At 43.6% G+C, this 25860-nt stretch carries 22 protein-coding genes and 1 tRNA gene; 2 read left to right on the top strand and 21 right to left on the bottom strand.

Annotation, left to right across the window (positions count from 1 at the left end; genetic code table 11):
* Positions 1-50: 50 nt before the first annotated feature.
* The 12 genes from ACESZG_RS16645 to ACESZG_RS16590 all read right to left on the bottom strand — a co-directional run bounded on the left by ACESZG_RS16645 (position 51) and on the right by ACESZG_RS16590 (position 14918).
* Positions 51-920, bottom strand: coding sequence for a DegV family protein (locus ACESZG_RS16645; RefSeq protein WP_055150368.1), 870 nt, complete (start codon positions 918-920; stop codon positions 51-53).
* Between the two features lie 224 nt (positions 921-1144).
* Positions 1145-2335, bottom strand: a complete 1191-nt coding sequence (locus tag ACESZG_RS16640) for a S41 family peptidase (protein WP_055150371.1) — start codon at positions 2333-2335, stop codon at positions 1145-1147.
* An 80-nt stretch (positions 2336-2415) separates the two neighbouring features.
* Positions 2416-3321, bottom strand: a complete 906-nt coding sequence (gene ftsX, locus ACESZG_RS16635) for a permease-like cell division protein FtsX (RefSeq protein ID WP_025579695.1) — start codon at positions 3319-3321, stop codon at positions 2416-2418.
* The gene (gene ftsE, locus ACESZG_RS16630) at positions 3311-3994 is read right to left on the bottom strand and encodes a cell division ATP-binding protein FtsE (RefSeq protein WP_173681481.1); all 684 of its coding nucleotides are present in this window, start codon (positions 3992-3994) and stop codon (positions 3311-3313) included. The genes ftsX and ftsE overlap by 11 nt, the downstream gene beginning before the upstream one ends.
* A gap of 298 nt (positions 3995-4292) precedes the next feature.
* Positions 4293-5381: a CdaR family transcriptional regulator gene (locus tag ACESZG_RS16625; RefSeq protein ID WP_008707357.1), complete on the bottom strand. Its 1089-nt coding sequence runs from the start codon at positions 5379-5381 to the stop codon at positions 4293-4295.
* Positions 5382-5527: 146 nt separating this feature from the next.
* Positions 5528-6400: a YitT family protein gene (locus ACESZG_RS16620; RefSeq protein WP_008707356.1), complete on the bottom strand. Its 873-nt coding sequence runs from the start codon at positions 6398-6400 to the stop codon at positions 5528-5530.
* Positions 6401-6558: 158 nt separating this feature from the next.
* Positions 6559-6924, bottom strand: a complete 366-nt coding sequence (locus tag ACESZG_RS16615; RefSeq protein ID WP_022380147.1) for a PqqD family protein — start codon at positions 6922-6924, stop codon at positions 6559-6561.
* Between the two features lie 24 nt (positions 6925-6948).
* Positions 6949-8847, bottom strand: coding sequence for an OPT family oligopeptide transporter (locus ACESZG_RS16610; protein WP_008707353.1), 1899 nt, complete (start codon positions 8845-8847; stop codon positions 6949-6951).
* Positions 8848-9025: 178 nt separating this feature from the next.
* Positions 9026-10819 (bottom strand): hypothetical protein, encoded by a 1794-nt coding sequence (locus tag ACESZG_RS16605; protein WP_008707352.1) that lies wholly within the window; start codon positions 10817-10819, stop codon positions 9026-9028.
* Complete coding sequence (locus ACESZG_RS16600; protein ID WP_022380146.1) at positions 10809-11729, bottom strand: AAA family ATPase; 921 nt, start codon at positions 11727-11729, stop codon at positions 10809-10811. Before ACESZG_RS16600 ends, ACESZG_RS16605 begins: the two co-directional genes overlap by 11 nt.
* A gap of 116 nt (positions 11730-11845) precedes the next feature.
* The gene (locus ACESZG_RS16595; protein ID WP_022380145.1) at positions 11846-13966 is read right to left on the bottom strand and encodes a glutamine synthetase III; all 2121 of its coding nucleotides are present in this window, start codon (positions 13964-13966) and stop codon (positions 11846-11848) included.
* A gap of 1 nt (position 13967) precedes the next feature.
* Positions 13968-14918: a diacylglycerol kinase family protein gene (locus tag ACESZG_RS16590; protein ID WP_008707346.1), complete on the bottom strand. Its 951-nt coding sequence runs from the start codon at positions 14916-14918 to the stop codon at positions 13968-13970.
* 249 nt (positions 14919-15167) lie between these two features.
* Here ACESZG_RS16590 and ACESZG_RS16585 point away from each other — a divergent pair, with 249 nt between their 5' ends.
* Both ACESZG_RS16585 and ACESZG_RS16580 read left to right on the top strand, forming a co-directional pair.
* Positions 15168-15371: a hypothetical protein gene (locus ACESZG_RS16585; protein ID WP_128867778.1), complete on the top strand. Its 204-nt coding sequence runs from the start codon at positions 15168-15170 to the stop codon at positions 15369-15371.
* A gap of 168 nt (positions 15372-15539) precedes the next feature.
* Positions 15540-16334 carry a Cof-type HAD-IIB family hydrolase gene (locus ACESZG_RS16580; RefSeq protein WP_215680585.1) on the top strand — a complete coding sequence of 265 codons (795 nt, stop codon included), beginning with the start codon at positions 15540-15542 and terminating at the stop codon, positions 16332-16334.
* A 261-nt stretch (positions 16335-16595) separates the two neighbouring features.
* Here ACESZG_RS16580 and trpA read toward each other — a convergent pair whose 3' ends face one another.
* The 9 genes from trpA to ACESZG_RS16535 all read right to left on the bottom strand — a co-directional run bounded on the left by trpA (position 16596) and on the right by ACESZG_RS16535 (position 25859).
* Positions 16596-17375: a tryptophan synthase subunit alpha gene (gene trpA, locus ACESZG_RS16575; protein ID WP_215680583.1), complete on the bottom strand. Its 780-nt coding sequence runs from the start codon at positions 17373-17375 to the stop codon at positions 16596-16598.
* Complete coding sequence (trpB, locus tag ACESZG_RS16570) at positions 17368-18552, bottom strand: tryptophan synthase subunit beta (RefSeq protein ID WP_055058796.1); 1185 nt, start codon at positions 18550-18552, stop codon at positions 17368-17370. The genes trpA and trpB overlap by 8 nt, the downstream gene beginning before the upstream one ends.
* Positions 18553-18796: 244 nt before the next feature.
* On the bottom strand, positions 18797-19423 hold the full coding sequence (locus ACESZG_RS16565; protein ID WP_055201244.1) for a phosphoribosylanthranilate isomerase: 627 nt from the start codon (positions 19421-19423) through the stop codon (positions 18797-18799).
* Positions 19424-19453: 30 nt separating this feature from the next.
* On the bottom strand, positions 19454-20254 hold the full coding sequence (gene trpC / locus ACESZG_RS16560; RefSeq protein ID WP_022381372.1) for an indole-3-glycerol phosphate synthase TrpC: 801 nt from the start codon (positions 20252-20254) through the stop codon (positions 19454-19456).
* Between the two features lie 99 nt (positions 20255-20353).
* Positions 20354-21364: an anthranilate phosphoribosyltransferase gene (gene trpD, locus ACESZG_RS16555; protein ID WP_022381371.1), complete on the bottom strand. Its 1011-nt coding sequence runs from the start codon at positions 21362-21364 to the stop codon at positions 20354-20356.
* Positions 21357-21935 (bottom strand): aminodeoxychorismate/anthranilate synthase component II, encoded by a 579-nt coding sequence (locus ACESZG_RS16550; RefSeq protein ID WP_022381370.1) that lies wholly within the window; start codon positions 21933-21935, stop codon positions 21357-21359. Before ACESZG_RS16550 ends, trpD begins: the two co-directional genes overlap by 8 nt.
* Complete coding sequence (gene trpE, locus ACESZG_RS16545; RefSeq protein WP_022381369.1) at positions 21932-23419, bottom strand: anthranilate synthase component I; 1488 nt, start codon at positions 23417-23419, stop codon at positions 21932-21934. The genes ACESZG_RS16550 and trpE overlap by 4 nt, the downstream gene beginning before the upstream one ends.
* A gap of 610 nt (positions 23420-24029) precedes the next feature.
* Entirely contained in the window at positions 24030-25490 is a 1461-nt protein-coding gene (locus tag ACESZG_RS16540; RefSeq protein ID WP_368211021.1) for a uracil-xanthine permease family protein, read from the bottom strand.
* Between the two features lie 295 nt (positions 25491-25785).
* Positions 25786-25859, bottom strand: a tRNA-Met gene (locus ACESZG_RS16535).
* Position 25860: the final 1 nt, after the last annotated feature.

Genomic DNA, 25860 nt, shown 5'->3' with positions numbered 1-25860 from the left:
ATCTTCCCGCAGGATAATGATACCATGAAACCATTTCACAAAAGGCTAATTTATCTTTCATCTCCCACAAAGAACAACGCCATTGTTCCCGGACCTGAGTGAGCGCCGATGGTGGCTCCTACCTGATTCATGATAATCGTGTTGATCTGGTATTTTTCTTTTACTTTCTCTGCCACATAATTTGCATCTTCTTCGCAGTCGCCATGACTGATAAAGATGGTATGGCAGGTGTCATGATAGCTGCCGATTTTCTCATCCATAAGCTTTACCAGCTCCTGAAGGGATTTTTTACGGCCGCGGACTTTTCCGATGGCAGTGAGTTTTCCGTCGTTGTCTACATGAAGGACCGGTTTAATATTCAGCATGCTTCCTACTACTGCAGTAGTTCTGGAAATGCGGCCTCCGCGGTATAGGTGATTTAAATCGTTGACTGTAAAAAGGTGTACCATATGAAGCCTGTTCTCTTCTGCCCATTTCGCAACTGTCTCCAGATCTTCTCCCTGCTCTTTCTTCTCCTGTGCAAGGTAAACCAGAAGCCCCTGACCAAGGGAAGCGCCAAGAGAATCTACCACGATGATCTTGCGGTCCGGATATTCCTCCATCAGTTCCTCTGCTGCGATACGGCTGCTATTGTATGTACCGCTTAAAGCAGAGGAAAATGCAATATGAAGAATATCTTTTCCTTCTTTCAGGTAAGGCTCCAGCAGTGCTTTTGCATTTTCAGGATTTACCTGTGCTGTGGTTGGCATGGAACCGTTTCTCATTGCCTCATAAAATTCATGCTCCGGAAGGAAATTTCCATGCGTATAATTTTTTCCATCCATGGAATAACTGAGATACATGCAGCCTACTCCATGGTCTTTGAGATATTTCTCCGGAAGATCTGAATTGTTGTCGGTGGTGATCACATATTCGCTCATGTTGTCGCCCTCTTTTTTCTGATATTTTTCACTTTCTGCCCATTAACTGTTTAACCGAATCAAGTAAGTCCCCTGCTTCAATTGCGAATATCCGCTTGACTATTTTTTCAGTTACGAAGCAAAATCCGCTGCCTGCTCAGTAATGGGCTTTTCATCTATAATAAAAATGCTTCTATTATAAATACAGATATATACAGTATAACATCAAACTATCAGCCAAACAACTACTTTTCCTTCTCAACTGCCTTAATCGCTTCCTGCAGCTGATTATCCTCCTCATGAGTAATCTCGTCTTTATTCTTATTCAGCAGACGGGTATCCAGAGAAACCTCTATATCAGGTTTGATTCCTGTTTTGTTGATGTTGTTTCCTTTTGGAGTGTAGTAATTGGCAACAGTCAGTTTAATGGCGCTTCCGTCTGAGAGCTGGCGGATGGATTGTACCACGCCTTTTCCGAAAGTGGTTGTTCCGACGATCGTTCCAATACCATAATCCTGCACTGCACCGGCAAAAATCTCTGATGCACTGGCGCTGCTTTCATTTACCAGGACTGCAAGCGGAATCCGGAGTTCGTTTTTGCCATCACATTTTTCCTCTTCTCTGTTTCCGTCCTTATCTTCGGTGTAAACGATCAGTCCTTCCGGAAGGATTTTCCGCAGGACATCACAGACAGAATCAAGAAGTCCACCCGGATTATCGCGGAGATCCACGATCATTTTCTCCATTCCCTGTTTTTGCAGGTCATCAAAAGCCTCCTGATACTGTTCGCCGGTAACGCCTGTAAACTGTGTAATGCGGATGTAGCCGATTTTAGAATCCAGCATTTCATGGAAAACAGACGGTAATTCCACATCTGTAACAGGGACTGTGATTTCCATGGCATCTTCTTCACCTTCTCTGTGAACAGTAAGCACCACACTGTCTTTATCTGAATTGCGTACAATGTCTGCAACATCAGATACTTCATCCTCTGTGATATCTTCCCCGTCAATGGCACTGATGATGTCCCCTTCCTCCAGTCCTGCTTTTTCTCCGGGACCGCCCTCATAGCATTCAACAATCTTTACTCCACCTTCTTTGTTCTTCTCCATAAGAATGCCGATTCCCACATAGCTTCCCTCATTGGAAGAATTCTCAGAATCGTATTCCTCTGCTGTATAATATCTGGAATAAGGATCATCCAGTCCATAGAGAAGACCTGCATAAAGCCCTTCCTGAAGCTTTTCTTCATCCTTATCTCCCAGATAGTATCTGTCGATCAGCTCTTCAAGATATGCCAGCTTTGATGTACACTTGCGATCACCAAGAGCTGTTCCTTTTGCTGCAAGACCTGTTCCTGCAAAAACACCTGTACCGATGCACGTCACAACCAGTGCTCCTGCTACTGCACCTTTCCAAAATTCTTTATTTTTCATATCTACACTCCTGTAAAAAAAGCCGCCGGTTTATGATATGATATCATTGTTCCGGCAGCTTCATGCTTATCTGCTTTTTATTATACTCTTAAATGCTTTCTTGTTGTAAAGAAACTTCCGATCAGTCCGATTCCGATTCCAAGTGCCAGTCCTATAGGAAGCAATGTCTGGTAAATCTGCCATACCGGGATAAAATCAACCACACCGGTCAGCACATTAAATTTGTTCAGAATATAGGATACCGCTGCATTATAGCAGAAATAAAGTCCGACCAACGGTATAGCAGCACCGATAACTCCCAGCACAATGCCTTCCAGAAGGAATGGAGCTCTTACAAATGCATCGGTCGCTCCTATGTACTTCATGATTCCGATTTCTTCCTTACGAACTGCAATACCGACAGATACTGTATTGCTGATCAGGAAAATAGAAATGATAAGTAATAATGCTATGATTGCAATGGAAACATAGGAAACCAGTTTATTGACATTTCCCAGTGTCTTGGCTGCTTCCTCGGACTGATTTACCAGACGTACATGTTTCAGCCCTTCTATATAAGAAACCAGCTCTGACTGTTTCGTGATATCGTTCATGTATACACTGTAGTTTGCCTGGTTTGCAAGCGGATTGTCATCTTTAAATCCGTCTGCCGCTTCAGATCCCTGGAAATATGTCTCTTTAAATTCTTCCCATGCCTCATCAGCGGATGTGAATTCAATTTTCTCTACTTCCGGGCGTTCCTTAATTTTCTTACCGATTGCCTTGATCTGTTTGTTCGTTGTTCCTTTATCAAAGAATACTGTGATCGGGACTTCCTGCTCTACTTTATGAGCAACATTGTTTACGTTATTCACGATAGAAAAGAAAATGCCAAACAAAAAAATACAGGCAGCCATGGTAATGATAGATGCCAGGGAAAACATCCAGTTTCTCTTAATGTTCTTGATACCCTGTTTCAGGGTATACCATATTGTGCTAGGCCTCATGATATTCTCCCTCTTTCTCGTCACTTATTATGGAACCTTCATGCATAGTAACTACACGTTTCTTCATTGCATTTACGATCTCTTTGTTGTGTGTTACAACAAGGACTGTGGTTCCTCTGTCGTTGATCTGTTCGAGAAGCTTCATGATTTCTTCGGAAGTCTTCGGATCCAGGTTTCCTGTAGGCTCGTCTGCCAGAAGGATATCCGGACGGTTGACCAACGCCCTTGCCAATGCAACTCTCTGCTGTTCTCCACCGGAAAGTTCATCCGGGAAGGATTTGTATTTGACAGCAAGTCCAACTTCCTGAAGTACCTCCGGAACACGTTTACGGATTACTCTTGTGGGACGGTTGACTACTCTCTGGGCAAACGCTACGTTCTCATATACATTTCTGTCTTTCAGAAGACGGAAGTCCTGAAATACTACGCCCAGCTTACGGCGGTATTTGGCTACTCTTCTGTGTTTCATTCCTTCCAGACGTTCACCGCTTACGATGATCTGGCCGGATGTGGAATCCAGTTCTTTCATAAGAAGTTTGATCAGGGTTGTTTTTCCTGAACCGCTGTTTCCTACTACAAAGACGAATTCACCTTTATCTATATGTAAGTTCGCATGGTTCACTGCCGGAAGTCCGGGACCATAGGATTTGCTTACATCTGTAAGATCTATCATAAATTTCTCCTCCAATGGATTAATGAATTTGTAACATTATTGTAATGTATGTTTTTGGGGATTGCAAGAGATTTTTGAGGATTCATAGAATATTCACAGTAACGTAGCCAACATTCATTACAAATTGCCTGCGGCAACAAAATTTTGACTTGCATGTCTCGGGATATTGCATACCTTATCAATTGCAATCTCGATTTCTAACTATACACTGCAAGGCTGGATTTGTAAAGGTCAAAATGCCTGCGGCAGCAATTAAAGCTGTGGCAGGCATTGAAAATTTTCCTTCTATTATAATATATCAATATTCCAGTGTTTCCATATATTTCATGTAACGTACTACCATGAGTGCGATCTTGAATGTAATGGCATCTTCAAAAACGCGGAGATCAAGGCCTGTACTCTTCTGGAGTTTATCGAGGCGGTAGACCAGAGTGTTTCTATGGATGTAAAGCTGTCTGGATGTCTCTGAAACATTGAGGCTGTTCTCGAAGAACTTATCAATTGTAACCAGAGTCTCTTCGTCAAAGTCATCCGGGGATTTGCCGCCGAAGATTTCTTTGATAAACATCTTACAGAGTGGGATCGGGAGCTGGTAGATCAGTCGTCCGATTCCCAGAGAGCTGTATGCGATCACTTCTTTATCTCCGAAGAAAATCTTACCTACATCAAGAGCCATGCGGGCTTCTTTATAGGAACGTGATACTTCTTTCAGTTCATTGACGATAGTACCGTATGCCATATGTGTCTTACCGTCATTTCCCATTCCAAGAGTATCAAGGATAGTATGTGCAAGCTGATCCATCTCAGGATAATTCTCACCATCTTCAAGTTCCTTGACTACGATAATACTCTTCTCATCTACTGCTGTGATAAAGTCTTTACTTTTACCGCCGAAAAGGCTCTTCACGCTTTCCATGGAGCTGTGGTCTTTCTCCTGTGGCATTTCAAGGATCATGACTACGCGGCGGACATCTGCCTCAATGTGCAGTTTCTTCGCACGATTATAAATGTCAACAAGAAGCAGGTTGTCAAGAAGCAGGTTCTTGATAAAGCTGTCTTTGTCAAAGCGTTCTTTATACGCTACGATCAGATTCTGGATCTGAAAAGCGGCGAGCTTGCCAACCATATAAGTATCTTCATCGTCGCCATGGGCAACCAGTATATATTCCAGCTGATAGTCATCACAGACTTTAAAATACTGGAACCCCTTTACAAGCTGGCTGTCGGCCTGTGATTCTACGAAAGCCTGTACATCCTGTGTTGCAATGGAAAAATCTGCAAAAGTACTTGCAAGCACTTTGCCTTCTGTGTCGAGTACACAAAATTCTGTTCTGGAAATTTCTTTTAACCCTTCAAGAGTATTCTGAAGCACCTGATTCGATATCATCTGATTTCAATCCCTTCTCATCCTATAGTGTTTATTTTCCGTTTTAACTATAAAACCTTATACCTGTATTGTATTTTAATATATATTTACCAAAAATGAAAGAGGAAAGAGAAAAAAATTTACAATTTTTTATATATTTTTTTGTATTACTTTTTTTCAATAAAACCTTCTCCATGAACTTCCCTGGCATCTGTCACTATCACAAAAGCTTCCGGATCAATTTCATCTACTTTTTCTTTAAGCATTACGATCTCTTTTTTATTTACCACGCAGAAAAGCATCAGTTTATCCTGTCCTGAGTACATTCCTCTGGCACTGATGCCTGTTACACCTCTGTCCAGATCTTTCATGATCATATCTGCTATTTCCTTTGGCTTTGCTGTAATGATATAGGCAGCTTTTGAGAATTTCAGACCTTCAATCAAACCGTCAGATACTTTTGTCACCAGATATACCGCAATAATCGCATAGAGTGCCTTGTGGATACCAAACACATACATACCCACCAGTACAACGCCTGCATCTATAACCTGCATGATCTGCGCGATTGAATAGTGCTGCAGATATTTCTGGATGATAGCTGCCATCATATCGGTTCCTCCGGTTGTTCCACCGCCCAGAAAGACAAGACCAATTCCCACACCCTGGATCACACCACCGTAAAGTGCGGCAAGAAGAAGATCATTGCCAGCAAGATTCCATACAGGTTCTATGGCAAGCCAGGTGGACAGAGCAATTTCTCCTATCAAAGCTTTTTTTACAAAGGAGAATCCATTAATCTTCCATCCGATCAGAAACAGTGGAATGTTCAAACCCATATTTGTTACCCAGAGAGGGATACCACCGTCAATGATTCCCTGACTCCCTGCTTTTATAATGATTGCGATACCTGAAAAGCCTCCGGTTACCATACCTGATGCATCAAATACGGAATTGATCGCCAGTGCCATTAATCCGGTTCCTGCTATGATCATCAGATATTCCAGAAGCTGTGATCTTTTTCCATTTACTAACTTCATTCATTTGCCTCCTTGTATTCTGTAAAAATGATATTTGTTTTATGCTTTCATGAATATCAGCCAGAAATACCGCTTTATCACTGTGCCGTAATTATTCTTCCATAAACTACAAGAACGGCAGCAATCCATGAAGGACTGCTCCCGCTCTTATTCTTACCTTATTTTTCAGGCTTATTGATAAAATTTACAAAATGATAACTCTCCATTATCTGGAAGTATTTAACGATCCTTGGATATAAAGGCTCTGCCTTCTCCCCAAATTCGTCTTTTACCAGTGCAGCAATATCTTCCACTGTCTTCCTGCCATCTATGAGTGGCCAGATAAATGTGCCATTGTCATCCAGATGTATCTTCGTATATCTGGGTTTTCCAAACAGCTTCTGGGCAATCGTGTTAAACGCGCCCTTATTCTCTATTTCCAGCACCATTCTCCCCCTGATATCCGTATGCCAGCGAAGCTGTGCACTGCGCTCAGGAATGAGATCCAGATAATTGATCTGTATTTCTTTTTTCTTTTTACTCATTTAAATATTATCATCTCCGCCTGATCAGGCTTTCTTCTTGTTCCAGATACTGAATTTCAGAAGGCTTAAGATCATAAGTAACATCAGGATCACGCCGCCTGCATTACCAAGGTTAATGCTTCCGGAGAGATCAAATACACTGCTTACGTTTACTACTGCAAGGATTGCAAGAAGGATACCTACAAGACCTTCACCTGCGATCATACCTGCACAGTAAAGTGTACCGTCTGTTGCCTGTTCTTCTTTTTTCTTATCATCAACATTCTTTCTTCCGTCAACGAACATACGAACAACACCACCGATCATGATAGCAGCGTTGAGGTAGATTGGAAGATAAAGACCGATAGCAAATGGCATAACCGGAATTCTTAAGATTTCCAGACCAATTGCAAGGAATACACCGATAAATACCAGTGTCCATGGAAGCTTGCCGCCCATGATACCTTCTACGATCATCTTCATCAGAGTTGCCTGAGGAGCAGGTACTTCTGCACTTCCGTATCCCCATGCAGTGTTCAGAAGATAAAGAACTCCACCGATAGCAAGACCGGCAGCAACAACACCGATAAGCTCACCGATCTGCTGTTTCTTAGGAGTTGCACCAAGAAGATAACCTGTCTTTAAATCCTGTGAAGTATCACCTGCGATCGCTGCTACGATACAGATTACGGAACCAATCGCAATTGCTGCTTTCATTCCGTCGATACCGGTATTGCCGGATGCTTTGATAACCATTGTTGCGATCAGAAGAGTAGCGATAGCCATACCTGATACAGGGTTGTTGGAGCTTCCTACAAGACCAACCATACGGGAAGATACAGTTGCAAAGAAGAAGCCGAAGATTACGATGATCAGCGCACCGATCGGGTTAACCGGGATAGCCGGAACAAGCCAAATGATCGCAACCATTGCCACAATACCGATCAGGATAACGTTCATTGGAAGATCCTGTGCAGTTCTTTCTGTACTTGTATTCTTGCCACCCTTCATGCTCTTCATGGAATCACGGAAGGTTGCAATGATCAGAGGCAGGGATTTGATCAGAGAAATAATACCACCTGTTGCGATAGCTCCTGCTCCGATATATTTTACATAAGTACTCCAGATTTTAGATGCTCCGCCTGCTGCATAAAGAGCAGAAATTGTTTCTGTTCCGGGATACATAACTGTATCAGCTCCGAACAGACAGATTACCGGAATCAGCACCATCCAGCCAATAAGAGAACCAACAAACATAAAGGATGCGATTCTTGGTCCTACGATATATCCAACACCGAGAAGTGCAGGATAGCATTCCATACCAATTTCACCTTTGAATCCTTTAAATGCTACTGCAACGTCTGCAGGGATTACCTTTAAACCGTCAACGACAAATTTAAAGATCGCTGCGATTCCCATACCTGAGAATACTGTCGCAGCGTTTGCACCACCCTCTTCACCTGCAAGAAGAACATCTGCGCAGGCAGTTCCTTCAGGATAAAGAAGTGTTGCATGCTCTTTTACGATCAGTGCGTTACGAAGTGGTACCATAAAAAGTACACCAAGAACACCACCGCAAAGTGCGATTAATGTGATTTCCACGATACCCGGCATTTCACAAAGTCCTTCTTCTGCCCAAAGGAACAGAGCAGGCATTGTGAAAATTGCACCGGCTGCCAGTGATTCACCGGCTGAACCGATTGTCTGGACCATGTTGCTCTCCAGAATGGAGTTCTTTTTCATGATCTTGCGAATTACGCCCATGGAAATAACTGCTGCCGGAATGGAAGCAGATACAGTCATACCTACACGCAGACCAAGATAAGCATTGGCTGCACCGAAGATAACTGCAAGGATAACACCCATGATGATGGATGTCACCGTAAATTCAGGTGTGATCTTGTCAGCCGGAATATACGGTTTGAACTCTTTGTTTTCGTTCATGATTTCCTCTCCCTTTTGTATTGATTTATAAACATAGAACATTATAGCGAAATTTATACAAAAAGGCAAGGTGAAAAAACTGGTTTTTTATGCACTTTACCATATTAACGTGCTAACTTGATAATCTCTTAACATATCAACACGCTCAAACAGCATATTTTTTCCCTGTTTTATCAGTCTATTCATCTGAATCCAACTGTTTAATCAGGTATCTCCCAACAATTCTGGAAAAATTCGAAATATCCCGGATATATGCGAAATCTTTTCCAAATATCTTTTTTTCTGTGGATAGGTCCTTTTCTTCCCCTGCAAAGACTCCCAGAACACTTACTCCAAGGTTTCGCAGGTGCCGCACTTCTGTAGCAGTATCATTGATCGCATATTTTCCCATATAAGGTTCCGGGTTCTTTGCGTGAGGTCTGTTTACGATGACATCATATGGTTTTCCATCACTTAATACAATGAGGATTTTTTTCTCCTCAGATCTCTGAAGCAGACCGTATCCTGCGGTTTTGATGGCAAGTCCATCCCTGTTATTGGAAGAAGTTACATAATTAAAAATATTTTCATTAGCTGACTGTGGATCATCGTACTCACGGAATCTGTGAAGGATCGTATAGTCCCAGAATGTGCAGAAGCTCATGACACGGTGAGGCAGGTTTACATTACTTAATGCTTCACTGATGATATAAGCCTGTAATGCCACATCTCCCTGCCTGGACATCTGGGAACCGCTGGCATCGATCAGCACATCTACTACGAAATCAGATGCATCAGATTTCAATTCTCTTTTAAACAGATTTGCTTCACTGCTTCTGCCCACACGCCAGAGTCTGGACGGAATGATCGTTCCTCTGTCTGACAGTACTTCCTGCGTCTCGCTTTTCAGCACCAGTGTCTTTCGTAAAAGGTCTGTGAGGGATGCGATGTTCTGCTTTACGATTCTGTGTTTGTCATGGTAGAGCCAGATATTCTTATTCTTTAATCGCACTGCATATTCGTACTGATAGTTTCGTTTGACCGGATTCTTAAGAATTCCTTCTGTAAAATAAAGGCTGCAGTCCCTGTGAAGTTCCCTACACATCAGATAATTCATTCGCTTCTCTTCTGCAGGAGTCAGATAAGTTTTTCCGAAATTCAACTCAACATAGGTGTATGCTTTCTCAAGTTCTTCCTCTGTGAGAATTGTAATTTTGTGTTTGGTCTGGCGCTGTTTTTCCATTTCTTCAGTGACAGCAGTGTCTTCCATGTCCGTAATCTTATTTGTCATCTGTTCGATGTAACTCTCCAGAGCTTCCTCATAAAGTTCTTCTGTAAGAAAATCTTCCCAGTCGTATTCTGTCAGTTCTTCCAGGGTGACTGCCATAACCTGTTCCAGTGTTCCATGATCTTTCTCAAAATTCGGATCAATGATAGTGTTGTAAAGACTGTCAATAATACGGATCAATTCTATAGTGTCTGCAGCTGTTCTGGCTTTGTAAACCATGTCGCGGATTTCCCGAAGACGCTCTTCTACATAATGGTTTCCATTCTGTAAACGGTCACGCAGGATGGCAATCTTCAATCGGCCAAGAATATCTCCGTATGCGGGCATCCGTTCAAACTCCTGATCCAGGATATCCTCGAATGCTTCCTTCTGCATCTCCCGGACTCCCGGACGTTCCTGACAGATTTTGTCCCCGATTGCTTCTTCTACACATAGCTGTGCTACTGCAGTCAGTTCTCCCTCTCCTGCCTGGCAGAAAACTTTTTTTACCAGATATAAACCCAGCAGATTTCTGTCATAATATTTTGCCAGAGCGCCCTGCTTGATGCCGTCATACAGAGCGATTGCTTTTGAGCGCAGATACAGGGAAACGTCTACTTTCATATTTAACGTGTAATCCCCGCTGATAGTCCAGAGGAGATTGCGGATCCTGTTTTCCAGTTCCAGACGATAATCGTCGATTTCTACGATTTTCTCATCTTTCATATACATCATCCCTTGTCCAGTCTGCCGGAATTCTGGTTTTCACAATATCCTCTACGATTTCTTTCTCGAAAATGTCAAAGGTCTTGTTCACCACTCCCATAGTAACTGCTTTTCTCGGAGAAAGTCCGGTTTCTACAATCTTCATGGCTGCAAGGAGACCTCGCAGATCCAGAGGTTTGGTGGAAATTTCACTGTTTGTGGCTTTGAGCTGAAGATCCAGGAATACTCCGATGAACTGTGTTCTGGCGTTTTCTTTTATATTCGGGAACATCCGGCGGAAAATAAATTCCAGGGATTCTTCAGTCTGAGCCGGCATGTCTATGACCAGAAATCTGGATACCAGCGCTTCATTGAGTTCTTTGGTTCCTGCATAACCGTAATTCATGGTTCCGATAAAACGGGCAGCCGGATGAAGATCAATTTTGTCATAGCCCGGAACATCGATGGAACGGCGATAATCCAAAGTTGCATGAAGAACGGAAACTGCATCGTTCTTTGCCATATTAATCTCGTCGAGGATTCCGAAACCACCGTATTCTGCACACTGATAGATAGTTCCTTTGCGGAGCTTAACTTCGTTGTCCACGAAAGTGTCTGTGCCAATCAGATCTCCGCTGTTAGTATTTACATGAAAAGAAACATTGTACGCGGGACGGTTGAAAATATATGCCAGGTTCTCTGCAAGGATATTTTTTCCTGTTGCCTTCGGACCGGTGAGTAATAGATTCTCCCCTTTGAGCAGTCCGGCAATGGCCATTTCCAGAATGTCTTTTCCGTAAAATGGAATGGATGGTTTCACAATCCTGCCTGCAGTCTCCGGTACCACCTCATACTGGCTGCGGAATTCTTCTACTCTCTTTATCAGTTCAGAGGCTACCTGCTGCTCCTCCAGAAATTTCAGTTCTTCCATTTAGTTCTCCTTTATATAACTATTATAGTCCAGTTTGTGTTATAGAAAAAGGCCGCTTATCTTTTACAGATTCACGACCCTTTTATTATAGCATTCTTCTTTATATTTTTACAACATTATACTTCAAATACAAGATCTCCATAAGATGGCATCGGCCACATTTCCTTATCTACGATCATTTCCAGTTCATCTACCGGCTCACGTAAAGCTTCCATTGCAGGAACCACCTTTTCTCTGCAGAATACGGCTCTGTCCCGTCCCTCTGCATATTCCGGGATCTTCTCAACCAGTTTGCTCAGCTTACTCATGGCACTGTTTGCAGCCTTTAAGAGTTTTGACGCTTTCTTAAGCAGGTCAAGCTGTACACTTACATCGATCAGCCCTTCGCCCGCTGTTTTCACTGTATTGATGGATTCGCCAAGAACAGTGGTATATCTGATAACTGCCGGAATAATCTGCTTGGTTGCCATGTCGATCATTGTCTTTGCTTCAATATTGATTGCTTTAGAATAAATCTCATATTTAATCTCTGCGCGTGATTCAAGCTCAGCTCTTGAGAATACATCAAAAGATTCAAAGAGTTTCACTGCCTTCTCTGTAGTAAGTGCAGGGATTGCATCCACCATGCTCGGAAGGATCGGAAGTCCGCGGCGTTTAGCTTCTTTCTCCCATTCCGGCGCATAGCCGTTTCCGTTAAATACGATCTTCTGATGATCTGTGGCATATTCTTTGATCAGGTCATGTACCGCCAGTTCGAAATCAGGAGCTTTTTCCAGACGGTCACATACTTCCTTAAATACTTCTGCCGTGATCGTATTCAGGACTACGTTACATGCGGAAATAGAATCTCTTGAGCCTACCATACGGAATTCAAATTTATTTCCTGTGAAAGCAAAAGGTGAAGTACGGTTACGGTCTGTAGCATCCTTCATGAAATCAGGCAGAGTCTTAACACCTGTTTCCAGCTTACTTCCCTTTTTACTGTGAGTTGCTGTTCCTGTGCTGACCAGCTGTTCCAGAACATCCTCCAGCTGCTCTCCAAGAAATACGGAAATCACTGCCGGCGGTGCTTCATGGCCGCCAAGTCTCTGGTCATTTCCCACATCTGCCGCAGATTCACGCAGAAGATCTGCATGTTCATCTACTGCTTTCAGGATACAGGTGAGGACCAGAAGGAACTGAATATTTTCATGAGGTGTTTTGCCCGGATCCAGAAGATTGATTCCGTCATCTGTGGTAAGAGACCAGTTGTTATGCTTACCGGAACCGTTCACACCTGCAAATGGTTTCTCATGAAGGACACAGCGCATTCCATGACGGCTGGCAACCTTTTTAAGGATACGCATCATCATCTGGTTCTGGTCTGCTGCGATATTGACCGGTGCATAAATCGGTGCAAGCTCATGCTGTGCAGGAGCAACCTCATTATGCTGTGTCTTTGCAGGAATTCCAAGCTTCCAGCATTCTTCATTTACCTCTTTCATGTATGCGGAAATTCTCTGACGGATACTTCCAAAGTAATGGTCATCCATTTCCTGTCCCTTCGGAGGCATAGCTCCAAAAAGAGTTCTGCCTGTATAGATCAGGTCTTTTCTCTGAAGCCATTTCTCTTTATCGATCAGGAAATATTCCTGCTCTGCTCCTACTGACGGAGTTACTTTCTTAGAAGTTGTATTTCCGAAAAGTCTCAGCAGACGGAGTGCCTGGGTGTTGATTGCTTCCATAGAACGAAGAAGTGGTGTCTTCTGGTCAAGTGCTTCTCCTGTATAGGAACAGAATGCAGTAGGAATACAGAGTGTTCCGCCTGCTGCATCATGACGCACAAAAGCCGGTGATGTACAGTCCCATGCTGTATATCCTCTCGCCTCAAAAGTTGCTCTTAATCCACCGGACGGGAAAGAAGATGCATCCGGTTCACCTTTGATCAGTTCTTTTCCGGAGAAAGACATCAGGACCTTGCCGTTATCCATCGGAGCTGTGATAAAGGCATCATGTTTCTCTGCTGTCACACCTGTAAGGGGCTGGAACCAGTGGCTGTAATGTGTGGCACCTTTCTCGATGGCCCATTCTTTCATCTCGTGTGCTACTACATCCGCAATTTCCATAGACAGTTCCTTGCCTTCTTCTATGGTTTTTTTCAATTCTTTGTAGATCTTCTTCGGAAGTCGTGCCTGCATGACGGAATCATTAAACACATCACATCCAAAAGTCTCTACTACATTGATATACTCACCCATTTTATTTCTCCTTTTTATTTATTAACGGGGAAATTCCAATTGATCTGGTTTCCTCATTTTTTGTACTTTTCAGATACAGATTCAGTGCTTCGTGGCAGTTTTCAATCTCTATCTGTGTATGACTGCCGCCGTATTCACCGTCCAGAGTCCATGGTACCGGTTCTTCTGAGGTAATGGTCACCCTGGCTGATTTAAAAGAATGGATCAGATCTGTATTGTCCTCTGCTGTCAGCATTGCAGTCATGATCTCCTGCAATTCCAGCGGATTCTTCGGTCTTGTGATCATGGTGACTTCAAAAAGTCCGTCATTCATATCCACGTTCTTGCCTGTAAGGTTCTTGAACCCTCCCACTGAACGGGAATTGGTGATCATTCCAAAGATGAAGTCATCCTCCACAGTTAATTCTTCGGATTCAATTCTCATATGGTATGATTTGATATCAAAAAGGCGTTTCACTCCCTCAAGAAGATAGGCTACATGGCCAAGGATATTCTTGAGATCCTGATCTGTCTGATAGGCTACATCTGTGAAAAGACCGAAAGCTGCTATATATGTAAAGCTCTGGTTATTGAATCTGCCGATGTCACAGTGATAAAGTTTCTCTTCCATGATCATGGAAGCGGCATCTGTCATGCTTTTCGGCATAAAGAGACTGTTTGCAAAGTCGTTGGTGCTTCCTGCCGGAATGTATCCGATGGGAATGGAACTCTTCTTTTCCATTACTCCGGTAACCACCTCATCAAGAGTCCCGTCTCCGCCGCTGCATACGATAAGATCTACTTTGGATTCGTATTCTTTGGCTTTCTCGTAGGCATCTTTTGGTTTCTGTGTGGAATAGATAATGACTTCATAACCGCCTTTGTTGAAAATATCTACTATATCAAGCAGGTTTGTTTTGATCTTGCCTTTGCCTGCCTTGGGATTGAAAACAAAGAGCATTTTTTTGTTCATTTCGAGCAACTCTCCTTTTTTCAGGGTTTAAATGCGTAGTTTTCAGAGTACGCAGATTTCTATTTATATAATATAAGAAAAAAGGGTGGAAAAGTCAATGGGGTTTGGCGGGCAAAAAAATTGGGGACGACAGGAAATATTTTTGGTTTCAGGTGCGGTTTCGCGGGCTAATAACTCTAGGTGTGTGGAAATCTGCTAAAAACATTCAAAAATTACTCAAACTCGCTTCGCTCAGACAGTGAGCAATTTTTGAATAACGCAGATTCCCACGCACCAAGAGTTACTACGCCCACTGCAAATGCACCTGAAACCAAAAATATTTCCTGCCTGTTGGCTGGCTGCGGGACTGCCGGGCTGTTACTGCTCACTTCGTTCACAGTAATGCGCCTTGCAACGACAGGCTATGCAGATGAGATTTTCTCACAGAAAATTTTGCAGGATGATAACGCATAAAACGGGACTGGTGAATAATTGCAATTTTTCCTAATTTCTTATGGTAAGTTGTATTTTAGCGTGATAAAATGGGGATTGTATTTATTTGTATTTATTATAGAAGGGACTTATTACAATTACAAAGAGAATTTTTAAAATGAATTTGTATAGAAAGGATTTCTTATTCATATGATTAAATTGATTGCTTCAGATATAGATGGAACTTTGGTAAAGGATGGGACTCTGGCTATTGACGGGGAGTATATGGAGGTTATCGGAAGGCTGATTGATAAGGGGATTGTGTTTGTGGCATGCTCCGGACGGCAGTACAGAAGTGAGAGAAAACTGTTTACCCCTGTCGCAGACAGACTGCTTTATATCTCTGACGGAGGAACTGTTGTACGGACTCCGAAGGAGATTCTGAAAGTGGATACTCTGCCGGACGAAATCTGGAAAGGAATGTGTTCTATGGTAAGAGAGAATATGCCTTCCTGTGATTATTTTATTTCCACACCTGAACGCTGTTTCGCAGAAGACGGAGGCAGCCAGATGTTTCACTGGCTGAGAGATTCTTACGGATATGATATCCATGAAGTTCCGGAAATGTTAAAACTCGAGGGGCAGCAGGTAAACAAATTTGCTGTCTACCACCCCAACGCCTGTGAGGAAATGTGCGCCCCTTTATTCACTCCCACCTGGAAAGACAAAACAGTTATGGCTGCCGCCGGCAAGGAATGGATGGACTGTACTGCCCCAGGTTCCGGCAAAGGTCCTTCCGTTGCTTTCCTGCAGGAATATCTGGGAATTTCACCTGACGAAACCTGTACTTTCGGAGATAACCTCAACGATATTGAAATGCTTCAGAATGCCGGTCTCAGCTACGCAGTCTCCAACTCCCGCCCCGAAGTCCGGGCTGCCGCCAAAAATACCTGCCCGCCCTACTGGGAAAACGGAGTTCTGCAAATTCTGAAGTCTTTCTTATAAAAGATACAAATTACTCCAGTTCATACCAATACACAGCGCAGAAACATATTTCATTTCGTGTGCATTTGCAGGAGTCTTAGAACTTCTTAGCTGATAAAAATATGCGTTATAAGAAAAATGACCCACTGTCTGAGCCGCAGCATGCGGCGAGTTTGGGTCATTTTTCTTATGTTTTTAGCATATTTTTAGCAACTTAGAAGTTCTTAGGCTCCGAAACCGCACACGAAATGAAATATGTTTCTGCGCGTCCCTTTTTAATTCCTAAGCTTCCATTACAGCATCTTTCATAGACTTCACATACTCTTTCACATAGGGCACACAATCCCTGCCATACTGTGCACACAACTTCACAATTGCAGATCCTACAATCGCTCCATCTGACTGCGCCGCCATCTTCTTCGCCTGTTCCGGCGTAGAAATGCCAAATCCAACTGCACAAGGAATATCTTTCGCCTGTTTTACCAGCTTCACCATTGCCCCGATATCTGTAGTAATATTAGTTCTTGTTCCTGTAACACCAAGAGAAGAAACACAATACACAAACCCTTCCGCATCCTTCGCAATCTGTGCGACCCTCTCATGAGAAGTCGGCGCGATCAGAGAGATCAGATCAATACCGTGTTTCTTACATACACTGTCAAACTCTTCTTTTTCCTCAAATGGCACATCTGGCAGAATCAAACCATCCATTCCGATTTCTGCAGCTGTTTTAATAAACCGCTCCGTTCCGTAAGAAAATACCACGTTTGCATAAGTCATAAACACCATAGGAACAGAACTGTTCTTTCTGATCTTTACCACCATGTCAAATACCTTGTCTGTAGTCACACCACCGGAAAGTGCTCTCACATTTGCTCTCTGGATCACCGGTCCCTCTGCTGTAGGATCAGAAAACGGAATCCCAAGCTCGATCAGGTCTGCACCAGCTTCCTCCATTGCATAGACAAGCTGCTCTGTCACTTCCAGAGACGGATCTCCACAGGTAATAAACGGGATAAATGCCTTTCCTTTTTCAAATGCTTCTGTAATTCTCTTATTCATGGATATCCTCCCCTCTGTAACGCGCGATTGCTGCGCAGTCCTTATCTCCACGTCCGGAAATTGTAATGACCACGATCTGGTCTTTTCTCATCTGCGGAACAATTTTCTTTGCGTAAGCTACTGCATGAGCACTCTCAATAGCAGGAATGATTCCCTCTGTTCTGGAAAGATACTCAAATGCTTCCACTGCTTCTTCATCTGTGACAGGTACATATTCTGCACGTCCTGTATCATAGAGATGCGCATGTTCCGGTCCGATTCCCGGATAATCCAGACCTGCGGAAATGGAATATACAGGTGCGATCTGACCATATTCATCCTGACAGAAATAAGATTTCATTCCATGGAAGATTCCCAGTTTGCCGGTTGCAATGGTAGCTGCTGTCTCTGCCGTATTTACGCCACGTCCTGCTGCCTCACATCCGATCAGACGGACATCTTTGTCATTGATAAAATTGTAGAATGTTCCGATCGCATTGGATCCGCCACCTACACATGCAAGAACTGCATCCGGAAGTCTGCCCTCTTTTTCAAGGATCTGCTCTTTGATTTCTTTGGAGATCACTGCCTGAAAATCGCGAACAATTGTAGGGAACGGATGAGGTCCCATTACAGAACCAAGTACATAATGTGTATCGGAAATACGGTTTGTCCACTCTCTCATTGTCTCGGAAACAGCATCCTTCAGTGTTGCAGTACCGGAAGTAACTGCATTGACCTTTGCACCCAGAAGACGCATTCTGTATACATTTAATGCCTGACGTTCTGTGTCTTCCTTTCCCATGAAGATTTCACATTCCATACCCATAAGAGCTGCTGCTGTTGCTGTTGCCACACCATGCTGACCTGCGCCTGTTTCTGCAATGACACGGGTCTTGCCCATTTTTTTTGCAAGAAGTACCTGACCAAGTACATTGTTGATTTTGTGAGCACCTGTATGGTTTAAATCTTCTCTCTTTAAGTATACTTTTGCTCCACCCAGATCTTCTGTCATGTGAGATGCAAAGTAGAGACGGGATGGTCTTCCTGCATATTCATTCAGAAGCTCTGTAAGCTCTGCGTTAAACTCCGGGTCATCTTTATAATGGTTGTAGGCTTCCTCCAATTCGATGACAGCATTCATCAGTGTTTCCGGAATGTACTGTCCTCCATGGATGCCGAATCTTCCTTTTGACATCTGTATATGTCCTCCTTTTATGTATGTAATCCCTGGCCTGTCAGATGGTCGGTCAGAGTATTCTATGTTCTTTCTGAATTAGTCAAGCGGATATTCGCAATCCGCTTCGCTACTTGCTCATAACCGAATAACTGCTCCGCAGTTTATCAGAAGGAGCTTGCACTCCTCCTGATACAAGCAAGTCCCCACCCACTGCTTATTGCTTTTCGCAATTGAAGCAGGTGACTTACTTGATTCGGTTATCTTATTTTATATGCACCAGTTGAACTGCCTTCAAAATCTTATCTCTGTCTTTCATTCCATCCGTCTCCACGCTGCTGCTCAGATCTACTGCATAGGGATGAATAGTCCGGACGGCTGTTTCCAGATTATCTGCACCCAGTCCTCCTGCCAGGAAAAACGGTCTGTCTATCTCCGGGATCAGTGACCAGTCAAAGGTCTGTCCGGTTCCACCGCCACCCTGATCAAGCAGTATATAATCTGCAGGACTTTTCAGGGCTTTTTCAATATCCTGAGCCGTTTTTACGGAAAAGGCCTTTATAACCTGATGACCTGTATTCTTTTGGATTCTCCGTATATATGCCTCATCTTCCTGTCCATGAAGCTGTGCAATATGGATAGTTCCGTCAAGAAGCAGTTCCTCCACACGCTCAGGTGCTACATTTACAAAAACACCTACAGGGATAATGTCCGGATTAAGTTTTGCAGTAAGTTCTCTCACCAATGCACCTGTAACATTTCTGCTGCTCTTCGGAAATTCTATGATAAATCCACAGTAATCAGGTTTTGCTTCATTTACATAGGTAATGTCTTCCGGGCGTTTCAGACCACAGATTTTGATTTTGGTTCTTTGCTGTTGTTCTCTGGTCATATTCTATCCTCTCAGATAATATTCGATCTTTCAGCGTAACGGGCTGCCATTCAGGCTTTCCAGCGCTGCTTTCTTGTTCGGGCTTCGCATCAGTGTTTCCCCGATCAGTACCGCATCCACTTTATCCTCATAAAGAAGCCGGATATCCTCCGGGGTGCGGATTCCGCTCTCGGAAACAAAAACCACATTGTCCGGTGCCATTTTTCTCAGGCGAATGCTGTTGTTCATATCTACCTGAAAGGTTCTCAGATCCCGGTTATTGACTCCCACGATCTCTGCCCCGAGATTTAAGGCCCTGTCCACTTCGTACTCATCGTGTGCTTCTACCAGTGCATCCAGTCCCAGCTCTTTTGCAAGCTGTCTGTATGCTCTTAATTCTCCGTCATCCAGGATGGCGCAGATAAGCAATACCGCGGAAGCACCAAGGGATTTCGCCTGATAGATCATATATTCATCTACTGTAAAATCCTTGCGGAGTACAGGTATCTGTACAGCGGCTGCGATTTCTCTCAGATACTGGTCTGCTCCCTGGAAATAAAAAGGTTCTGTGAGACAGGAGATTGCACTTGCACCTGCCTGTTCATATTCCTTTGCAATTGCCAGATATGGAAAATCCGGTGCGATCAGTCCCTTTGAGGGGGAGGCTTTCTTTACCTCGCAGATATAGGACATACCATCTTTTTGTAATGCCTGGAGAAATGTGATTTTCTGCCTTGCATTTTTATTTACTTCCTGAATCCGGTTCTCCAACTCCGAAACAGAAATACGGGATTTTTCTTTTGCAATTCTTTCTCTTGTTCTGGCTGCTATTTCTTCTAATATATTCTTCATAATCTCTATGATTTTTCTGTAACTGTTCTGTATATCCACAGTCAGCAGATTACCGGACAGTTACAGATTTCCTTTACATTAGTAATTTGGGGTTGCTTTTTATTTATTTGTCTCTTCTACAAATTCTTCCAGTTTTTTCAGTGCTGCACCGCTGTCGATGAGGGATTCTGCCAGCTTCACTCCTTCTTCTATGGAGGCGGCTTTTCCTGCGATATAGAGTGCTGTACCTGCATTTAAACATACCGCCTGACGCTTCGGACCTTTTTCCTCACCTTTCAGGATTGCTTTTGTGATCTCTGCGTTTTCTGCAGGTGTACCACCTGTCAGGGCACCCTTCTCACATCTCTCATATCCAAACTGTTCCGGTGTGATCTCATAGGAAGTAAATTTGCCATCCCTGATCTCACATACAGAAGTAGGTGCGCACATGGAAATCTCATCCAGACTGTCCTGTCCATAGACAACCATTCCTCTGTTAACGCCCAGATTTGCCATAACCTGTGCCAGTGGCTCCACCAGTGACTGATCGTAAACTCCCATCAGTTCCATGTTTGCACCTGCCGGATTACTTAACGGTCCAAGAATGTTAAATACAGTACGGATTCCTAGCTCTTTACGGATCGGTGCCACATATTTCATTGCAATGTGATAATTCTGCGCAAACAGGAAGCAGATGTTGATCTTTTTCAGGATCTCTGCACTGCGTTCCGGCGTCAGTGTAATCTTCACTCCCAGTGCTTCCAGAACATCTGCTGCACCGGATTTGGAGGATGCTGCCCTGTTTCCATGTTTTGCAACCGGAACACCGCCTGCTGCGATCACCAGAGAAGAAGTAGTGGAAATATTGAAAGAATTAGAACCGTCTCCGCCGGTACCCACGATTTCAAGCACATCCAGGTTGTGGAGAAGTTTGATACAGTGAGCTCTCATTCCTGCTGCGGAAGCTGTGATCTCATCAATTGTCTCTCCTTTTAAAGCTAATGCAGTAAGATAAGCAGACATCTGTACAGGTGTTGCCTGACCGCTCATAATCTCGTCCATTACAGCTTCTGCTTCCGCATAAGCTAAATCCTGTTTCTTTGATAATTTAATAATGGCTTCCTTAATCATTTCTCACTACCTCCATAAAGTTCTCTATCATCACTCTGCCGTCCGGTGTCATTACAGATTCAGGATGAAATTGTACTCCGAACACAGGATATTTCGTATGTTCCACTGCCATGACCTCTCCGTCCTCTGACTCTGCTGTTACCTTAAGTTCTGCGGGCAGGGTATCCTTTAACGCTGCCAGGGAATGATATCTGGCTGCTGCAAAGGTATCCGGCAGGTCCTTAAAAAGCCGGCTTTCTCCTGTTTTATACATCAGCTTTTTCTTTCCATGCATCAGCTCTTTTGCATAGGAAACTGTTCCTCCAAAGGCTTCGCAGATGGACTGATGTCCCAGGCACACACCCAGGATAGGGATTTTTCCTGCAAATTCTTTAATCACCGGAATACAGATACCTGCATCCTCCGGCCTTCCCGGACCAGGGGATAAAATGATGGCTTCCGGTTTCATCTCTGCGATTTCTTCCAGTGTACACTCATCGTTTCTCACTACTTTGATGTCCGGTTCCACTGCGCCGATGAGCTGATATAAGTTATAGGAAAAACTGTCATAATTATCGATCAGTAATATCATTCTAATCCCTCCTGTGCCTGTTCAATTGCCTGTACCACAGCTCTTGCCTTGTTGCAGCATTCCTGAAATTCCTTTTCCGGTACACTGTCTGCCACGATTCCGGCACCTGAACGGATACAGATTTCTCCGTTTTTCTTGTAAACCAGGCGGATGGCAATACAGGTATCCAGGTTTCCTGCAAAATCCAGATATCCGATGGCGCCTCCGTAAATGCCTCGTTTGCTCTGTTCCAGTTCCTCGATGATCTGGCAGGCTCTGAATTTGGGTGCTCCGGAAAGAGTTCCTGCCGGAAGGATTGCGTCTACTGCATCCACAGCGTCTTTATCATCCCGGATGATTCCTGTTACTGTGGAGCCCAGATGCATTACATGGGAAAAACGTTCTACGCAGAGATACTTTTCTACTTTTACAGTTCCGATCTTGCTGATCTTTCCAATATCGTTTCTTCCCAGGTCTACCAGCATATTGTGTTCTGCCAGCTCTTTCTCATCTTTCAGAAGTCCCTCTTCAAGTTCTTTATCCTCTTCTCTTGTCTTTCCTCTTGGTCTGGTTCCTGCCAGAGGGAAGGTACTTAAGGTGCCATTTTCCAGCTTCGCAAGGGTTTCCGGGGAAGCACCTGCCAGTTCAATGTCATCACTGGAGAAATAAAACATATAAGGAGAAGGATTAGATGCCCGAAGAACCCGATAAGTATCAAACAGGCTTCCTGTTGCTTTCGCACGCATGGGATTGGAAAGTACTACCTGGAAAATATCACCTTCTCTGATGTAATGTTTGGCTTTCTCCACCATCTCTGCATATTTTTCTTTCGGAAATTTCGGCTGTATTTCTGACTGAAGTCTCAGCGGTTCAAATTCCATATGCTCCCCGTTTCGGATCAGCTGCGCCATTTCCTCCAATTTCTTTACTGCTTTCTCGTAGGAGGCTTCCAGATCATCTGCCATCACACCTGTGATCAGAAGTACTTTCTGTCTGAAATGGTCAAATACGATCACCTGATCAAAAAGCATTAAATCCATGTCCCTGAAATCCTGCTGTTCCCTGTCCTCCAGTTTCAGCTTTGGTTCACTGTATTTGATATAATCGTAGGAGAAATATCCTACCAGACCGCCTGTAAAAGGAGGCATCTTTTCCATTACCGGAGTTTTATATTTCCGGATGATTTCTCTGAGAGTATCACCGGGATGTGTGACCTGCCTTACGGTTTCCTCTGTTTTTCCCTCAGCATCGGTTGTCCGGATCTTCAATGTTCTGTCTGTACAGGTAATCTCCATGGACGGTTCATACCCCAGAAAAGAATACCTGCCCCACACTTCTGTCTGGCTGGCACTTTCCAGCAGGTAACAATGGCGGCTGGCTTTTCGCAAAATGCGCATTACCTCTACCGGTGTATATCTGTCTGCATAAAGTTCTCTGCACAGAGGAATACGACGATATTCTTTTGTCTGTGCAAGCTGTCTGATGGTTTCTAATGTTGGATACATGGAAACACCTCCTGTGATTAATTCAGTTTCTGCCAAGAACATAAAAAAGCCCGCCCTTGACAGAATTATCGTTTCTGTCAAGGACGAGCGTATATACTTCACCCGCGGTGCCACCTTGATTTACGGTTTGAACCGTACTCTTTGCGAAATACCTTCATATTCCCGGCAACTGACGTATGCCTCACGTCACAGGATACTTAGTCTGCTCTGTAATCTTCAACCTTTCACTGTGCCCTCAGCGGCCCATTTGGCAGACTGCATTTCCACCCGGCTCTCACCTTCCCGGATTCTCTGTGCGCGCATGACTGCTTTGACTTCCGCTTCATCGGTTTAATCTGTTAAATTTACAAACAATTTACCACTGCTTTCTTGATTTGTCAACCCTGAATTTCATTTTCAATAACATATTTTTATCATTACGTTGTTGTTCACTCCGTTCTCAGTAACGTAGCCAAAATTCATTCCAGACATCTGCAGTCTGTTTTCGCCACATACATCTGCACCAGATAATCATTCACTATAATCTGAATAAAAGCGCAAAACCAGATATTCCCGGTTTCACGCTTTTTATTGTTTTACTTATTCACTTTCGAACACTCCCAGTGTGCCGCTATTTCTTCTGTGTCTCTTTTCTCTTCATGTCAAGAATCTCTTCTGCGATCTCAACTTCGGATTTCTCATCCGGTGGAAGCACGATATTCAGAATAATAGCAAACAGTGCTGCAGGTACAATTCCTGAACCACCAAAGATCAGTGTGATCGCCTGCGGCATATGTGCAAGGACTGCTGAGTTTGCCCCAAGTCCATAGCCAAGACCAAGTGCAACGGAGACAATTGTTACGTTTCTCGGAGTTACCGGCCATTTTGTGATAAGCTGGATACCGCTGACAACAATAGATGAGAACATCATAACTGCCGCACCGCCCAGTACACTCTGAGGCATGATGGAGATCAGTGCTGCAAGCTTAGGAAACAGACCACATGCGATAAGGAAAATACCGCCTGTTGCAATTGAGAAACGATTTACAACCTTATTCATTGCAACCAGACCTACGTTCTGGCTGAAAGAAGTATTCGGAAGTACGCCAAATACTGCTGCCAGTGAAGATCCAAGGCCATCACACATAACGCCGCCGGAAAGCTCTTTGTCTGTAGCTTCTCTTCCAAGACCGCCCTCTGTGATACCGGAAATATCACCGACAGTTTCTACAGCTGTTACAATAAACATGATGCAGATCGGAACGATTGCCCTTGCATCAAATACCCATTTGACAGGCATAATCTTCGGCACTGCAAACCAGGATGCGCTTGCTACTTTATCCCAGTTAAGAACCCAGGATTTGGTAGCTTCTACTGTTGCACCTGCATCATCCACATAGGTAAATGTGGTAGGAAGAACTGTTGCCATAATACTTACCAGCACATATCCAACGATAATGCCGATCAGAATTGATGCAAAGCTTGTAAATCCTTTTGTTCCATGTTTTAATACGACAATTACAACCAGAACTACAAAACCTACAAACAGATTCTCCAGAGAACCGTAGTCCTTAGCGGAACTTCCGCCTCCAAAAGAACTGATACCAACAGCGATCAGTGAAAGACCGATTGATAATACAACGGTTCCTGTTACAACTGACGGAAAAAATTTTCTCAGTGGTTTCAGGAAGCTTCCCAGTACAGTTTCAAAAAGACCGCCGATAAAGGATGCCGCCATAATTGCACCATACGCAACCACTCCATTACCCATGACTCCTGCAACACTCTGGCATACGCCAATAAAACCGGAACTGGTTCCCATAACGATGGGGAGTTTACCACCCACAGGTCCTATGGTAAATACCTGAACCAATGTTACAATACCTGCAATCAGCATGGCATTCTGCAGAAGTGCTACCTGCAGTTCTCCGCCGGCTTCGATTCCACAGGCTGCTGTGATGATCAGAAGCGGTGTAAGATTACCTACGAACATAGCCAGCACATGCTGCAAACCAAGAGGAATCGCCAGCTTCAGTGGCGGCCTTCCATCAAGGTCGTAGGGTGTTACTGTGTTTTTCTCTTGTTTCTCCATTCCTTTCCCTCTCTTTCGTGAATGTTGATGTGATTCGGCAAAAGGTTTTACAATAGCGATTTTTCCTATAATCAAAAACAAGGCAGTTATCCTTTTTTTGAATAACTACCCTGTTATCATTTCATACTACTGTCATTACAATGAACTTTTGCTTTCACCTTTTTGCATTATAAAGGATTTTGGGGATTATGGCAATAGTAAAAAGAAATTTTGTATATTTTTGCATAAATATGCCGGCAACATAAAAAAAGCCTGTAAACCTTTCACTCGATCTACAGACTCATCTTTCGTGTAGTAGCGAGAGGGGGATTCGAACCCTCGACACCACGGGTATGAACCGTGTGCTCTAGCCAACTGAGCTATCTCGCCA

It is taken from the genome of Blautia sp. Marseille-P2398 (genome assembly GCF_964240315.1).
GTDB classification, from domain to species: domain Bacteria; phylum Bacillota; class Clostridia; order Lachnospirales; family Lachnospiraceae; genus Blautia_A; species Blautia_A wexlerae.
This window is presented reverse-complemented; position numbering and strand designations above follow the sequence as displayed.